The following is a 14791-nucleotide window of genomic DNA, read 5'->3' as shown; positions in this document are numbered from 1 at the left end:
GGGCCCGCCCCCTCCCGTCGATGAGACTCGATTCAACGCCGGAACGACAGCCGGCCGAGTTCGAGAGGCGGCGAGACGGTGGACGAACGCTACGACAGCTACTGCGCCGCGGACCGGCTGTTCTACGACTCGCTCGGCAGCGCCGTCGCACAGCCCGTCTTCGCGGCCGCCGAACGGCCGATCCCCACCGGCTGGCGCCGCGAGCCGCTCGACGACTGGCTGATCTACGCCCCCGACGGCGGTTCGCTGCCGCAGCAGGGCTGGAAGATCCACGTCTCGGCGGGCCTGGCGAACGCCGAGCGGGTGCTGGACGCCGTCTGGAGCTACTGCGTCCCCCGCGGCCTGTCCTTCAAGTTCCTGCGCGGGCCCCGCACGCTGCTGCTGCGCAACTCCAAGTACGCCGCGCGGGCCGCCAGCGGCAAGTTCGTCACCGTCTACCCCCGTGACGACGCCGAGCTGGAGCTGGTCTGCAAGGAGCTCGACGAACTGCTCACCGGCGAGACCGGACCGTACATCCTCAGCGACCTCCGCTACGGCGACGGGCCGGTCCACGTGCGCTACGGCGGCTTCGCCGCCCGCTACTGCCACTCGCCCGACGGACAGGTGGTGCCGGCGATCGAGGACGACTCCGGCACGCTGGTGCCGGACCGCCGCGAGCCCGTCTTCCACGTGCCGTCCTGGGTCACCCTGCCCGACTTCCTCGGCCCGCACCTGGCCGCCCGCAGCCACACCAGCACCGACCAGGTGCCGTACCGGATCGAGCGAGTGATCCACTTCTCCAACGGCGGCGGGCTCTACGTGGGCCGGGATCTGCGTACCGACACCGAGGTGGTGCTGAAGGAGGCCCGGCCGCACGCCGGCCTGGACGCCGACGGCACCGACGCCGTCGCCCGGCTGGCCCGCGAGGCGGACGCCCTGCGGCAACTCGCCGACCTGCCGCAGGTGCCGCGGGTGCACGACGAGTTCGCCCTCGGCGAGCACCGGTTCCTCGCGCTCGAGTTCATCGAGGGCCGACCGCTGAACAAGGTGCTCGTCGACAGGTACCCCCTCATCGACGCCGACGCGACGGACGACGACCGCGCGGCGTACGCCAGGTGGGCGCGGGAGACCTACGAGCAGGTCGAGTCAGTCGTCGCGGCGATCCACGAGCGCGGCCTGGTCTACGGGGACCTGCACCTGTTCAACATCATGATCCGGCCGGACGACCGGGTCGCCCTTGTCGACTTCGAGGTCGCCGCGCCGATCGCCGGACACCGCCGGCCCGGTCTGCGCAACCAGGGCTTCGCGGCGCCGAGGGACCGCAGCGGGCCGGCGGTCGACAGGTACGCCCTGGCGTGCCTGCGGTTGGCGCTGTTCCTACCCCTGACCCAGCTGGTCCGGCTCGCCCCGGGCAAGGCGGCCCACCTCGCCGACATCATCGCCGCGAACTTCCCGGTGCCCAGGTCCTTCCTGGACGCCGCGGTCGAGGAAATCACCGGCGGCCCGCAGGTCGCGGACGTCCACGACGCGTCCGTCACGCGGGAGAAGCTGGCGACAGCCATCCTGGCCAGCGCCACCCCCGAGCGCGACGACAGGCTCTTTCCCGGTGACATCGAGCAGTTCCGCAGCGGCGGCCTCAACCTCGCCCACGGCGCGGCGGGCGTGCTGTACGCGCTCGACAGGAGCGGCGCCGGGCGGTGGCCCGAGCACGAGGACTGGCTGGTGCGGCGGGCGACAGCGCCCGCGTCCGGCACCCGCTGCGGCTTCTACGACGGGCTGCACGGCGTCGCGTACGCCCTCGATCACCTCGGACGCCGGCAGGACGCGCTGGACGTGCTCGACATCTGCCTGCGGGAACCCCTGGACGGGCTCGACCACAGCCTGGCGAGCGGACTGTCCGGGATCGCGCTCAACCTGGCCGAGATGGCCGCGCGGACCGGGGAGACCTCGTTGCGCGACGCCGCGTGGCGGGCCGCCGAACGAGTGATCGGGCAGCTGGCCGACGACCCGGGCCCGGACATCAGCGGCGGACGTAACCCGTACGCCGGGCTGCTGCGCGGCCGGACCGGACCGGCGCTGATGGTGCTGCGGCTCTACGAGCTCGGCGGTGACGACGAACTGTTGGAGCACGCCGCCACGGCGCTGCGCCAGGATCTGCGCCGGTGCGTGCTGCGCCCGGACGGCGCCCTGGAGGTCAACGAGGGCTGGCGGACCATGCCGTACCTGGCGCAAGGCAGCGTGGGTATCGGGCTGGTCCTCGACCAGTACCTGCGCCACCGCGCCGACGACAGCTTCGCCGAGGCCAGCGCGGGGATCCGCCGCGCGGCGCGGTCACCGTTCTACGCGCAGTCCGGACTCTTCGCCGGCCGGGCGGGCATCATCACCTACCTCGCCGCCTCGACCGACGACGCCGGCCGCCGGGAGCTCGACGCGCAGCTCGATCGGTTGACCTGGCACGCGCTGCCGTACCGCGAGGGGACCGCGTTCCCCGGCGAACAGTTGCTGCGGCTCTCCATGGACTTCGGCACCGGCACCGCCGGCGTGCTCCACGCGCTGGCCAGCGCACGGCACGACCAACCGCCGGTGCTGCCCTTCCTCGCGCCCCTGCCGGGCGCGCAGAGACTCCCTCGCGACAGCGGGGGCGACCGAACCGATGCACGGATGGAAGGGAGGTGACACGACATGGCGCTCTTGGACCTCCAGGGCCTGGAGATGGCTCCGGCCGACCGCACGGGTGGCGGTAGCCGGGCGAGCCTGCTGCTCTGCGGCGACAGCTCGCTCTCCGTCACGACCTGCAACTGATCCGTCGCACACGCCCTGGGTGGGTAGACGTGCCCACCCAGGGCAGCGGCGTACCACCGGGAGGAACCGATGCCGACGATCGCCGCGGGGGACCTGTTGCTCCGGCGGACGGCTCTGGCCGGTGGCGGCTGGACCTGTGGACTCGCGGCGGTCGCGCTGCTCGGCGCGACCGCCGAACTGTTGCTACCCGCGACCCTCGGCCGCGCCGTGGACGCCGCCCTCGCCGGCGGCTCCGGCTGGTGGGCCGTGTCCGCAGGTGGTCTGGTGGTCGTCCTCATCGGCGTCGACGCCCTCACGGACCTGGCCAGCGGGTTCGGGGCGGCACGCGCCACCGCCGACCTGCGCCGGCATCTGCTGCGTCACCTGTTCGCGCTTGACGTCCGCGCCACCCGCCGATACCCGGTCGGTGATCTCGTCGGCCGGTTGGTCGGCCAGGTCGCCGACGCGGGGCAGGCCGGCAACGCGGTGGTCCTGGCCACCGTGGCGGTGCTCCCGCCACTGGGCAGTGTCATCGCGCTCGCCATCATGGAACCGGTCCTGGGGATCACCCTGCTCGCCGGTCTCGGTCTGCTCGCCGTCCTCATGCGTGCCTTCGTGGCCGACGCCTCGGCCGCGACCGCCGGGTACCAGAGGGTGCTCGGCGTCATCGCCGGCCGACTGCTGGAATCGCTGAGCGGCGCCCGGACCATCGCCGCAGCGGCCACCACCCGCCGCGAGGAGGACCGGGTGCTGGCCGACCTCCCGGAGCTGGGCCGGCACGGCCGGCGCGGTTGGGACCTGTTGGCCCGGGCGAGCGCGCGCACCGCCGCCGTGGCGCCGCTGCTGCACCTGAGCGTCATCGCGGTCGGCGGGTACGCCCTGACGGTGGGCTGGCTCACGCCGGGCCAACTGGTCGCCGCGGTCCGGTACGCGGCCATGGGCGCCGGGCTCGGTGCCGTGCTCGCCACCCTGAATCACCTGGTGCGCAGCCGCGCGGGAGCGCACCGGGTCGCCGAGCTGCTGCACCAACCCGCCGCGCCGCCGGGCGACCGGCCCCTTCCACCCGGCGGCGGCGCACTGCTACTGCGCGGTGTGCGCGTGTACGCCGACGACGGCCGGCCCCTCCTCGACGGCATCGACCTGGACGTGCCGGCCGGCGCGACAGTGGCCGTCGTCGGAGCGTCCGGCGCCGGCAAGTCGACCCTGGCCGCCGTCGCGGGCCGGCTGCACGACCCCGACGGCGGTGAGGTGCGACTCGACGGCGTGCCGCTTCGCGACCTCGACAGAGCGGCGCTGCGCCGGGCCGTCGGCTACGCCTTCGATCAACCGGTGCTGATCGGCGCGACGGTGCACGACGCGATCGGCTTGGCGCTGCCTGTCGACTCGACGGCGTCGGCCGCCGACCCTGGGCCGGTCACGCCGGCGGTCCGGCGGGCAGCCCGCCTGGCGGCGGTCGCCGACGTGATCGACCGACTGCCCGACGGTTACCGCACCCCACTTGTGGACGCACCGCTGTCCGGCGGTGAGACGCAACGCCTCGGCCTGGCTCGGGCGTTCGCCGCCGAGCGGCTGCTCATCCTTGACGACGCCATGTCCAGCCTGGACACCGCCACCGAACACCGGATCAGCGAGGCGGTTCTCGGAGGCGGCGGCGAGCGTACGCGACTGGTGGTGACCCACCGGACCGCGGCGGCAGCGGCGGCCGACGTCGTCGCCTGGCTGGACTGCGGTCGGCTGCGCGCCCTGGCGCCGCACCGGCGACTCTGGGCCGACCCGGACTACCGGGCGCTCTTCCAGCCGGTCGGCGGTGGGCCGTGAGCCGTCCGAGCGTACGGCGGGTGACCTGGTGGGCGCTACGGGCCCGCCGACGCGACCTCGCCCGGCTGTGCGGCTGGTCGCTCGTCGAGGCGTTGCCCGCGCTGCTCGCCGGTCTCCTGGTCGCCCGCGCCGTCGACCAAGGGTTTCTGGCCGGACGTCTCCTCACCGGCCTGGCGTGGTTGGCGGTCCTCGCCGTGACCGTTCTCGTCGGCGCGGCGGCGACCGGTCGGACGTACCGGAGCCTGGGCGCCGTGGTCGAGCCGTTCCGCGACGAGGTGGCCGCCCGGGTGGTCGGGGGCGCGCTGTGCGAGGCCACCAGGGCGGGTGGTCGCCCGGACAGCGCAGCCGTGACCCGGCTTACCCACCAGATGGAGATCGTCCGCGACACCTTCGCCGGTCTGCTGATGGTGACCCGCGGTTTCCTCTTCTCCGCCGGCGCGGCCCTGCTCGGCCTGCTCGCCCTGGCGCCGGTGGTGGCGGCGCTGGCCGCCGCGCCGCTGCTCGCCGGCCTGGTCGTGTTCCTCGCCGCGCTGCCGGCGATGGCCGGGCACCAGCGCGCGTACGTCCGGGCCGGTGAACAGCTCGGCCAGTCGGCATCGGTCGCGCTGGCCGGCCACCGCGACGTGGTGGCCTGCGGCGCGCAGGCACGCGTCACGTCCGACGTGGAGCTGTGGGTGTCGGCGCAGGCCGCCGCCGAACGCACCCTCGCCCGGATGGCGGTGATCCGCAGCCTCAGCCTCGGCATCGGCGGCTGGTTGCCGCTTGTCGTGGTGCTCTCGGCGGCTCCATGGCTTGTCGAGCGCGGATTGACGGCGGGCGCGGTGCTGGGGGCGCTGATCTATGTCTCCACCGGCCTGCAACCGGCCCTGCACACGCTTGTGCAGGGCCTCGGCGGCGGCGGCCTGCGGTATGCGGTCACCCTGGAGAACATCCTGCGGGCCGGTCCGGTGTCCGACGGACCCCACCCGACCGCTCCCGCGGCCCGGACGCCACGCGCCCGCCCGCCGGCCGGTCCGGTCGACGGCTCACCGGCCGTCGAGGTCCGCGGACTGACCTTCGGGTACGGCCCGCGCGCCCGGCCCGTGTTGGAGAACTTCTCGCTGACGCTTGCCGACGGGGAGCACCTCGCCGTGGTGGGCCCGAGCGGAGTGGGCAAGTCCACATTGGCCGCGCTGCTTGCCGGTCTGGTGCCACCGCAGGCCGGCACGGTCCACCTGGCGGGCGTCACGGTGGCCGACGTCGCGCCGGCCGACCTGGCCCGGATGCGGGTGCTGGTGCCGCAGGAGGCGTACGTCTTCACCGGCAGCCTTGCCGACAACCTCCGCTACCTGCGGCCGGAAGCCGACGGCGACCTGTTGGAGGTCACCCTCGCCGCGCTCGGCGCGCGTCCCCTGGCGACCCGCCTGGGCGGTCTGGACGCTCGGGTCGTGCCGGCTGTGCTCTCCGCAGGTGAACGGCAGCTCGTCGCGGCGATCCGGGCCTGGCTGGCACCCGCTCCACTGGTGGTTCTCGACGAGGCGACCTGTCACCTGGACCCGGTACTTGAGGCGACAGTCGAGAACGCCTTCGCCCGGCGGGCCGGCAGCCTCGTGGTGATCGCGCACCGGATCAGCTCCGCGCTGCGGGCCGATCGGGTGCTGGTCCTGGACGGCGACGAGCCCGTGGTGGGAACGCACGAGCAGTTGATGGCACGCTCGGCCACCTACCGGGCGCTCGTCGGTTGTTGGGACGAGCCGGTGGCGCTGCCCCGGACGGCGGCGACGCGGCGGAGCTGAACTGCACGCGCCCGAGCCGACGGCGCCGTCAGATCCAGCCTGCCTCGCCCGCCATCCGCACGGCCTCCACCCGGGTGCGCGCACCCACCTTGCGGGTGATTCGACCGAGATGGTTGCGGACGGTGCCTCGGCTGAGCCCGAGCGACGCCGCCACCTCCGCGACCGGCGCCCCGGCCGCGGTAAGCGTCAACACCTCGGTCTCGCGGCTGGTCAGCGGACCGTTCGAGCGCAGCGCCGCGACGACGAGATCCGCGTCGAGCACCGGCTCCCGGCGGGCGAGCCGGCGGATCCCGTCGATGACCCGCTGGGGGCCCGCGTCGCTGCGCAGGATGCCGACCGTCCGGGTCGGGCAGAGCAGGCCGCGCAGTCGCCGCGCCCGATGTGGATGGGCCAGCACCAGGACGGGGCACCGGCCGAGGCGGCTCGGATCGACTCCCTCGACGACGTCGAGGTCGGCCACGACGACGTCGGGGCGTTGGGCGCGGACGGCCGCGGAGACCGCGTCGCCGCGATCCACCTCCGCCACGACACGGATGTCGTCCTCGGCCGCGAGGACGAACGACAGCGCGCCCAGCACCAGGGCGCCGTCCAAGGCGAGCAGGGTACGGATCACGATGAACCTTCCCGTACTGCGGCGGCGATCACACAACGTCAATAGTCAAACACGCATCCGCCGGACCCGCACGGCGAGAGGGCGGGTCCGGCGCCCCCCGCCGGCCCCGCCCCTCGACGGCTACAACCAGCCGTTACTTCGCGCGCGCCACACCGCTTCCAAGCGGTTGCGAGCGCCCGTCTTGCGCAGGATCACCGACAGGTGGTTGCGGACAGTCCCGTGTGCCAGGAAGAGGCGGGCCGCGATCTCCTTCAGGGGCAGGCCCTCGGCCGCCATCCGCAGCACGTCCATCTCCCGAGCCGTCAACGGGATCTCCGGGGGGCTCAGCACCGCCACCGCGGCGCCCGGGTCGATCGCCCGTTCCCCGGCGGCGAGCGCGCGGATCGCCCGCACCAGCTCCACCAGGGAGCTGTCCTTCCCGACCAGGCCGCGTGCGCCGGCCGCCAGCGCGGCCTCCACCAGGTTGGGGCTCCACCGTGGGCTCATGGCCAGCACGGCGGCGTGCGGCGCCTCGGCGTTGATCCGGGCGACCACCTCCACCGGGTCGGGCGACTCCGGTGTCAGCGCCAGCACGACCACCTGGGGCCTGCACCGGCGGACAACAGCCAACAACTCGCCGACACCCTCGACGTCGGCGACCACCTTCATGTCCTCCTCACCTGACAGCGCGGCGCAGAGCGCACCGCGAAGCAAACCCATGTCCTCGGCGACGACAACGTGGATCACCACGTTTCTCCGATCTCAGGTACGCGTCACACCGGCCACCGATCCCGGAAAATCCACGGGTTGGTCAGGGCGGTCGTGCGCGACGAACGGACAGGCATGGGCCCGCGGCACCGTCACGGCGGACGGGCACGGGCGCTTATCGACCAGGCCAGGGTGGAACCGAGCGTGTCGGCGGCCACCCGGGTCGGTCGACAGGCCTCAGCCCGGGCGGGCGATCGCAGACGGAGCGCGGCTCTCGACGAGAAGTGGTACGAGTGCGCAGGGCACTCTGGGACCGAGGGGTGACTGCCGGTCGACCGGCCGGAGCAGACCCGGTCCCGGCGTCGATCCGTCGTCGACGCCTGCGGCATCCTGGTCGGCCGGCGCGACGGGCCGGACGGGATAGTCGGCGGCCACGTCCAACGGGGCGGGGCGCGCGGCGACGTGTCCCGTCGAGGCCGTGGGGTCGTCGACGGCCATCGGTGGCGGCGCGGCCGGAGGTGGCGTCGCCGTGGCGCGTACCGCCACGCATGCGGCGCGGAGGGGTGGCGGCGCCGAGTCCGCCGATGGTGTCGGCACGGCCGCCACCGGTGGCGAGCCGGTCACCGGCACGTCGGCCGGCCATGGCGCTGGGGGAGTGGTCAGCGGAGGCGCCGCCGGAGGGAGCACCGCCCGGAGCGCGGGCGGGAGAACGGCGTCGATGACACGGAGAAGCGCGATGACGACCGACTGGATCGGCGCGGTGCGCACGATGTCGACGACGTGCGGCAGGGGGGCGGTGATCAGGCCCACCGCGAGAGAACCGGCCGGTACGGGCAGCGCGGGTGTGTCGGCCGCGGCGGGAACCGGCCGCGGCGCCGTATCGCTGGCCGGCCGGGGCGTTTGCCCACGGCGTACGGGGCGACGAGCCGCGGGTGCCGGGGAGGCGGGCCGGAGCCACGTGTGCTCGGCGGTGCCGGCCGGGGCGGTTGAGCGGACCCGAGGCAGCGGCACGAACCCGGGCGATGCGTTGGTCGACCGACGAGGCACCGCCAGGGGTGTCACGGCACGGGGGGTGACGACGCTACCGATGGCCCCTGCCAACGGGGCGCGGGGACGATCATGGCGGGGTCCGTCTGCCCGTACGACGCGCGGGCGCGCACCCTCGGCGCGCTCGGCGACCGTGAGTCGCGCGATCGGCTCGGCCAGAGCGCCGAGCTGCCGATGAGGCTCGTCGCCGGGATGGCCGCGGATCCCGTCGGCCGCGGCCGGCTCCTGGAACAGGGCGGCCAGCAGGAAACCGGCCCCGACGGCAGCCGCAATCAGCACCATCCGCCGGGCGAGCCTGCGCAGTCGGCCGGCCACGAGCGGAGCCGATCGGCCTGGCGCGGACATCGTCGCGGTTCCGTTGACGGGACTTCGCACGCCGGCATGACCCCCATCCCCTCTGGATTGCTGACCCATAGTAGCGACGCGCTTACGTAATCGCATCTGGTGATGCCCGTCAGTCGTCAACCGGACTCGGCCACCGCTGTCGCTACCGCCTTTCGCTCCGCTTCTCGCTCGGCCGGCCGGCCCGGCGGGTCCTGACACGTCATCTCCCGCATGAGGCTCACGCCGCTGCCTACTTCCTCGGCGATACGAAACACTCATTGCGAAAACCAGCCCTGGGCGCGTATAAACGAAAGAAGTCTTTCGCTTAGGAGTGTCGCCCCATGGAACCGACCGGGTCGGAACGTCGCGTACGTGTACGCGATGCCACCACACTGCGCGCGCTCGCCCACCCGCTGCGCCTGCGCCTGCTGCGCTATCTGCTGGCCGCCGGCCCGCGAACCGCCGCCCAGTGCGCCGAGGCCCTCGACGACACGGGGTCGAACTGCAGCTACCACCTGCATCAATTGGCCCGGCACGGCCTCATCGAACGGGTCCCGGCCGAGGGGGCCAACAGACGAGACCGGCCCTGGCGTGCCGCCGGCACCGGTATCGAATTCCTTCCCGAGTCCGACGATGCCGACGGACAGCAGGTCAACGACGCGCTGACAGCGCTCGACCTCGACGAGGTGTTCCGGTCGCTGCGGCGCTACCAGAACCGGCAGCACACGCTGACAGACGAGTGGCGGGGCAGCGCGACATTCCACAACTACACGCTGTCGCTCACCCCGGAGGAGTTGCGACACCTCACGCTGACCCTGGACGCCGTCATCCGGCCGTACCTGCGCCCCCTGCGCAACGCGCCCCCGAGCGACGCCCGACCGGTCAGCCTCAGCCTCCAGGCGTACCCCACACCGGAATTCCTCTGACATGGCGCCGCTGCTGCGTTCCCGCGGATTCGTCCTGATCTGGGCCGCGGGGCTCTGCTCGAGCGTGGCGAGCTGGCTGCTGCTCACCGGGCTGCCGATCTATGTGTTCGGTGTGACCGGCTCGGCGTTCACCACCTCCGCCGTCTTCCTGGTCGAGCTGCTGTGCGGCATCACGCTGGGGTCGTTCGCCGGGGCCCTGGCCGACCGCCTCGACAGGTTCCGGCTCATGAGCTGCGTCGCCGTGGCGCAGGCGGCAGTGGTGCTTCCCCTGCTCGCCGAACCCGGCCACCATCTGTGGATCATCTGCCTGGTCGCCGGCGCCCAGGCCGTGCTGACCCAGGCGTTCGACTCCGCCCGCAACGCGGCGCTGCCCAGCCTCGTCGAGCCCGCGCACCTGGTGAGCGCCAACAGCATGGTGGCGCTCAACATCAGTGTGGGGCGGCTCATCGGAAGCTCGCTCGGAGGGTTCGCGATCACCCGCGCCGGCACCGGTTACCTCGCCGTCGGCGGCGTGGTGGCCTTCACGACCGCGGCAGCCCTGATCGTCGCCGGCCGCCGGGCCGCGCGTCGCGACGCCGCCCGGTCGAAACCGCCGGGGCGTACGTCGTCGTTCCTCGCCGACTGGCGGTCCGGCCTCGCGACCATGCTGGGCAACCGCACCGTACGGGTGACGATTCTGAGTGTGGCGCTGGGCGGTATCGCGCAGGGCCTGTTCGTGGTGCTCTTCGTGGTCTTCGTCAGCCGCGCGCTGCAGGCCGACGGCACGCTCACCGGCGTGCTCCGTGGCGTACAGGCGATCGGCGGTGTGGCCGGCGGGCTCATCGTCGGCATGCTGGGGGCGCGGCTCAGTTCCCGGCTGCTGATGAGCCTCGGCGCCACCACGTTCGGCCTGATCAGCCTGATCATCTGGAACGGACCGGCGGTCACCCGTCAACCCGGGTGGTACGTCCTGCTGTTCATCCTGGTCGGCGTGCCGGGCGTCGCCTACAGCAGCGGGGCCTTCGCGCAGATCCAGCGGAGCGTGCCGGACACCGATCTCGGCCGGGCCTTCGGCGTCTACTACGCGATCTACAACGCGGCACAGGGCCTGGGCATGGCGGCGGCCGGCCTGCTCGGCGATGCGCTCAGTGTCGTGCTCGTCCTCCACGTGCAGGCCGTGTTGTACCTGGCCTCCGGTGTGGTCGCCTACGTGGGCCTGCGCGGCGTCGCTCCCCGGTCGGGCACGACGGTCCTGGTCAGCGGGGGCGAGCGTCGGGAGACTGCCGAGTCTGCTCCGTAGCCGCGGCCGTCCAGGGCGATCCGGTCGGGCACGCACAGTCGTGTACGCGTCACATCCGGCGTAGCCTCGGCCCATGCGCCTGCTCGCCGGTCTCTCCAGCGCCAACTCGACCGTCGGCGACCTGATCCGGCTCGGTCCGGTGACGATGTCCGCCGAGCGTCTGCGGGGATGCGCCGCCGCGGTGGCGGACGACCTGCACGGCGTACCGGTCGTCGCCGTGCACGCCACCGCCACCGCCGAGACCGTGGTGGGGGTGGTCGGCGCGCTGCTCAGCGGGGCCGCCGTCGTTCCCGTGCCGCCCGACTCCGGCCCTCGGGAGAGGGCGCACATCCTGCGCGATTCCGGGGCGACGCTGCTGGTCGGCGGCACCGGAGACGAGCCGGCGCAGGTAGCTGTCAGTCGGGTCGACCTGGGGCGTACCTCGGACACCCGCTATCCGGATCCGGCCCCCGAACGCACCGCTCTGATCATGTACACGAGCGGCACCACGGGGGCGCCCAAGGGTGCCGTCCTGTCGCACCGCGCCGTCGAGGCCGGCATCGACGCGCTCGCCGACGCCTGGGCCTGGACCCCCGACGACCTCCTGGTGCACGGTCTGCCCCTGTTCCACGTCCACGGTCTCGTGCTCGGCGTGCTCGGCGCACTGCGGGTGGGCTGCCGGCTGCACCACACCGGACGGCCGACCCCGGAGGCGTACGCCGGGGCGGGCGGCACCCTCTACTTCGGTGTGCCGACCGTCTGGTCGCGGATCTGCGCCCAGCCCACCGCCGCCGCTCGCCTCGGCTCGGCGCGGCTGCTGGTCTCCGGCAGTGCGGCACTGCCCGCGCCGTCGTTCGAGCGGATGCGCCAACTCACCGGTCACCGGCCGGTCGAGCGCTACGGCATGACCGAGACGCTGATCACGCTGAGCAACCGGGCCGACGACCCGTCCCGTCGGCCCGGGATGGTCGGCACGCCGGTGCCGGGGGCGGAGACGCGGGTCGTCGACGACGACGGGCACCAGGTGCCCGCCGACGGTACGGCCATCGGGGAGCTGTGGGTTCGAGGGCCGATGCTGTTCGACGGCTACCTGGGCAAACCCGACGTCACCGCCCGACTGCTCGACGGGGACGGGTGGTTCCGCACCGGCGACATCGCGAGCGTGTCACCCGACGGCCTGCACCGACTGGTCGGTCGCCGATCCACCGACCTGATCAAGAGCGGTGGGTACCGGATCGGCGCGGGCGAGGTCGAGGACGCGCTGCTGGCCCACCCGGGCGTTCGTGAGGCCGCGGTCGTCGGTACGCCTGACGACGACCTCGGCCAGGAGGTGACAGCCTTCGTCGTCGCGGACCAGGTCACCGCGGCCGAGCTCGTCGACTTCGTGGCGCGGACGCTGTCGGTCCACAAACGGCCTCGACAGATCAGGTTCCTCGACACGCTGCCCCGAAACGCGATGGGCAAGGTGCAGAAGCACCTGCTCGCCGGCTGACCGTCGGGAGGCCGGTGGCGCGGGGCGCGGCGTCGAGCGGTGCCCACCGGGCTCACGGGTCGGGCAGAGTGTCCCCGGCCTCGACCAGGCCGTTCTGGTAGGCGATGACGACCAGTTGTGCCCGGTCCCGGGCATTCACCTTCATCATCGTACGGTTGACGTGGGTCTTGACCGTGAGCGGCGAGACCCGCAGCCGCCGGGCGATGTCGTCGTTGGAGAGCCCGTGCGCGACCAGGATGAGGATCTCCATCTCCCGCTCGGTGACCAGGTCCAGCGCGGGCAGGCGCGGCCTGGTGGTCGGCCGGATGCGGTGGATGAAGCGGCTGAGCAGGCCGCGGGTCGCGCGGGGGGAGAGCAGCGCGTCGCCGGCGGCGATCACCCGGACGGCGTTGACCAGGTCGGCCGGTGCGACGTTCTTGCCGAGGAAGCCGCTGGCCCCGGCCTGGAGTCCGAGGACGACGTTGTCGTCGTCGTCGAAGGTGGTGAGGATCAGGACGCGGGTCCGGGCGAGATGCGCGTTGGCGCAGATCCGTCGGGTGGCCTCGATACCGTCCATGTGCGGCATCCGGATGTCCATCAGGACGACGTCCACCCAGGTCGTGCGCATCAGGTCGATGGCCTCCCGGCCGTCGGCGGCCTCCCCGGCCACCTCGAAGCCCGGCTCGGCGTCGATGATCATCTTGAAGCCCGCCCGAATCAACGCCTGATCGTCGGCGAGCAGGATGCGGATCGTCATGTCACACCCCAGGCCGTTCGGCGACGGAGGCCCGGCGGCTCTCGACCGCTGCGCTCAGGCTGATTGTGTGTTCGTCGGCCGGCAGCACGGCGCGCACCCGGAACCGGCCGCCCTCGACGGGCGCGGCGGTGAGGGCGCCGTGCGCGGCCGCGGCCCGCTCGCGCATGCCCAGCAGGCCGAACCCGGATCCGGGATGGTGCGGGCCGGGCGCGGCGATCCGGTTGGTGACCTCGATGGTGACCGCGTCCGCGGTGAACTCGGTGGTCAATTCGGCCGTCCCGTCGCCGTACCGGTGGGCGTTGGTCAGGGCTTCCTGCAGGATCCGGTACGCGGCCAGATCCACCACGGCGGGCAGCGGCCGAGCCGTGCCGCGCAGGTGGTGGTCGACCCGGAAGCCGATGGCGCGCAGGCCGTCGAGCAGGTCGTCGACGCGGTCCAGGCCCGGGGCGGGTTCGGTGCTGGCCAGCTCGTACGGGTCGCGCAACACGCTGATCACTGACTTGATCTCCTCCAGCACCGTGTCGGCGGCCAGGCGGATGTGCCCGAGCACGGGCCACACCCTGTCCGGGTCGTTGCGCAGGACATGGTCGGCGGCACCGACGTGCACGCTGATCACCGCGATGTGGTGGGCCACGACGTCGTGCAGCTCGCGTGCGATCCGCAGTCGCTCGTCCATCACGCGTCGGCGCGCCTCCTCCTCACGGCTCATCTCAGCCTGCCGGGCACGCTTGGTCACCTCGGCGATGTAGGCCCGGCGCATCCTGGTCGAGTCGCCGGCCCCCGCGCCTCCGAACAGCCAGGCGAAGAGCCCGAACTGTCCGGCCGACCACCACTGCGAGAAGTGGGCCACGGACCCGGCGACGATGAGCGTTCCCCACACAAGCGTGGCGTAGAACCAGGGGCGCCGGCTGGGGCTGTAGAGCGCCGCCGAGTACGTCAGCACACCCAGGGTGATGACCAGACCCGACGCCGGCAACCCGGTCAGGATGGCGCATGCCGCGAGGGCGGTGACCGCGACGAGGGCTCCCTGTGGATACCACCGCCGTACCGGCGCGGCGACGGCGGCGAGCGCCGCCAGCGCGATCGCCCAACCGTTCACGGGTCGCTCGTCGAGCTTCAGCACGAGCACGAACAGCGCGGTGGCGAGCACCACGTCGCCCAGCCAGGCCCGGAGGTGCCAGCGTAGCCAGGCCGGACCCCATCCCGCGGTCACGTCGTGCATGTCCCGACGGTAGGCGGCCCTGCCGCCCGCATCGTCCCGCATCAGCGGTATCGCGCTTCTAGCCGTGTACTGCGTCCGCGGTACGCGGACGCCTGCGCTGGTCGGACGACATTCGTACCTCTTCCCTCGATGG

The 14791-nt window shown here is 73.1% G+C and carries 13 protein-coding genes; 8 read left to right on the top strand and 5 right to left on the bottom strand.

The window, feature by feature from the left end:
* The first annotated feature begins 78 nt into the window (after nucleotides 1–78).
* The 4 genes from lanKC (at nucleotide 79) to OOJ91_RS07845 (ending at nucleotide 6353) form a co-directional block, all read left to right on the top strand.
* Nucleotides 79–2655, top strand: a complete 2577-nt coding sequence (gene lanKC, locus OOJ91_RS07860; protein WP_266243939.1) for a class III lanthionine synthetase LanKC — start codon at nucleotides 79–81, stop codon at nucleotides 2653–2655.
* A gap of 6 nt (nucleotides 2656–2661) precedes the next feature.
* On the top strand, nucleotides 2662–2781 hold the full coding sequence (locus OOJ91_RS07855) for a SapB/AmfS family lanthipeptide (protein WP_013734295.1): 120 nt from the start codon (nucleotides 2662–2664) through the stop codon (nucleotides 2779–2781).
* Between the two features lie 69 nt (nucleotides 2782–2850).
* Nucleotides 2851–4578: an ABC transporter ATP-binding protein gene (locus OOJ91_RS07850; RefSeq protein WP_266243933.1), complete on the top strand. Its 1728-nt coding sequence runs from the start codon at nucleotides 2851–2853 to the stop codon at nucleotides 4576–4578.
* Nucleotides 4575–6353, top strand: a complete 1779-nt coding sequence (locus OOJ91_RS07845) for an ATP-binding cassette domain-containing protein (protein WP_266243932.1) — start codon at nucleotides 4575–4577, stop codon at nucleotides 6351–6353. The genes OOJ91_RS07850 and OOJ91_RS07845 overlap by 4 nt, the downstream gene beginning before the upstream one ends.
* 28 nt (nucleotides 6354–6381) lie before the next feature.
* On the opposite strand, the gene OOJ91_RS07840 is transcribed toward OOJ91_RS07845, so the two are convergent.
* From OOJ91_RS07840 to OOJ91_RS07830, 3 genes are all read right to left on the bottom strand, one after another.
* Complete coding sequence (locus tag OOJ91_RS07840) at nucleotides 6382–6966, bottom strand: response regulator transcription factor (protein ID WP_266243930.1); 585 nt, start codon at nucleotides 6964–6966, stop codon at nucleotides 6382–6384.
* Nucleotides 6967–7086: 120 nt separating this feature from the next.
* A complete protein-coding gene (locus OOJ91_RS07835) occupies nucleotides 7087–7692 on the bottom strand; it encodes a response regulator transcription factor (RefSeq protein ID WP_266243928.1) in 606 nt (201 codons plus the stop codon).
* A gap of 198 nt (nucleotides 7693–7890) precedes the next feature.
* Nucleotides 7891–8463: a hypothetical protein gene (locus tag OOJ91_RS07830; protein ID WP_266243926.1), complete on the bottom strand. Its 573-nt coding sequence runs from the start codon at nucleotides 8461–8463 to the stop codon at nucleotides 7891–7893.
* A 309-nt stretch (nucleotides 8464–8772) separates the two neighbouring features.
* On the opposite strand from OOJ91_RS07830, the gene OOJ91_RS07825 reads away from it, so the two are divergent.
* The 4 genes from OOJ91_RS07825 (at nucleotide 8773) to OOJ91_RS07810 (ending at nucleotide 12700) form a co-directional block, all read left to right on the top strand.
* A complete protein-coding gene (locus OOJ91_RS07825; protein WP_266243925.1) occupies nucleotides 8773–9135 on the top strand; it encodes a hypothetical protein in 363 nt (120 codons plus the stop codon).
* Nucleotides 9136–9365: 230 nt separating this feature from the next.
* Complete coding sequence (locus tag OOJ91_RS07820) at nucleotides 9366–9950, top strand: winged helix-turn-helix domain-containing protein (protein ID WP_266243924.1); 585 nt, start codon at nucleotides 9366–9368, stop codon at nucleotides 9948–9950.
* Between the two features lies 1 nt (nucleotide 9951).
* Nucleotides 9952–11229, top strand: a complete 1278-nt coding sequence (locus tag OOJ91_RS07815) for an MFS transporter (RefSeq protein ID WP_266243922.1) — start codon at nucleotides 9952–9954, stop codon at nucleotides 11227–11229.
* Between the two features lie 73 nt (nucleotides 11230–11302).
* On the top strand, nucleotides 11303–12700 hold the full coding sequence (locus OOJ91_RS07810) for an acyl-CoA synthetase (protein ID WP_266243921.1): 1398 nt from the start codon (nucleotides 11303–11305) through the stop codon (nucleotides 12698–12700).
* Between the two features lie 52 nt (nucleotides 12701–12752).
* On the opposite strand, the gene OOJ91_RS07805 is transcribed toward OOJ91_RS07810, so the two are convergent.
* Both OOJ91_RS07805 and OOJ91_RS07800 read right to left on the bottom strand, forming a co-directional pair.
* Complete coding sequence (locus OOJ91_RS07805; protein WP_266243920.1) at nucleotides 12753–13436, bottom strand: response regulator; 684 nt, start codon at nucleotides 13434–13436, stop codon at nucleotides 12753–12755.
* Nucleotide 13437: 1 nt separating this feature from the next.
* Complete coding sequence (locus OOJ91_RS07800; RefSeq protein WP_266243918.1) at nucleotides 13438–14658, bottom strand: sensor histidine kinase; 1221 nt, start codon at nucleotides 14656–14658, stop codon at nucleotides 13438–13440.
* Nucleotides 14659–14791 lie beyond the last annotated feature (133 nt).

This window comes from Micromonospora lupini (genome assembly GCF_026342015.1).
GTDB classification, from domain to species: Bacteria; Actinomycetota; Actinomycetes; order Mycobacteriales; family Micromonosporaceae; genus Micromonospora; species Micromonospora lupini_B.
This window is presented reverse-complemented; position numbering and strand designations above follow the sequence as displayed.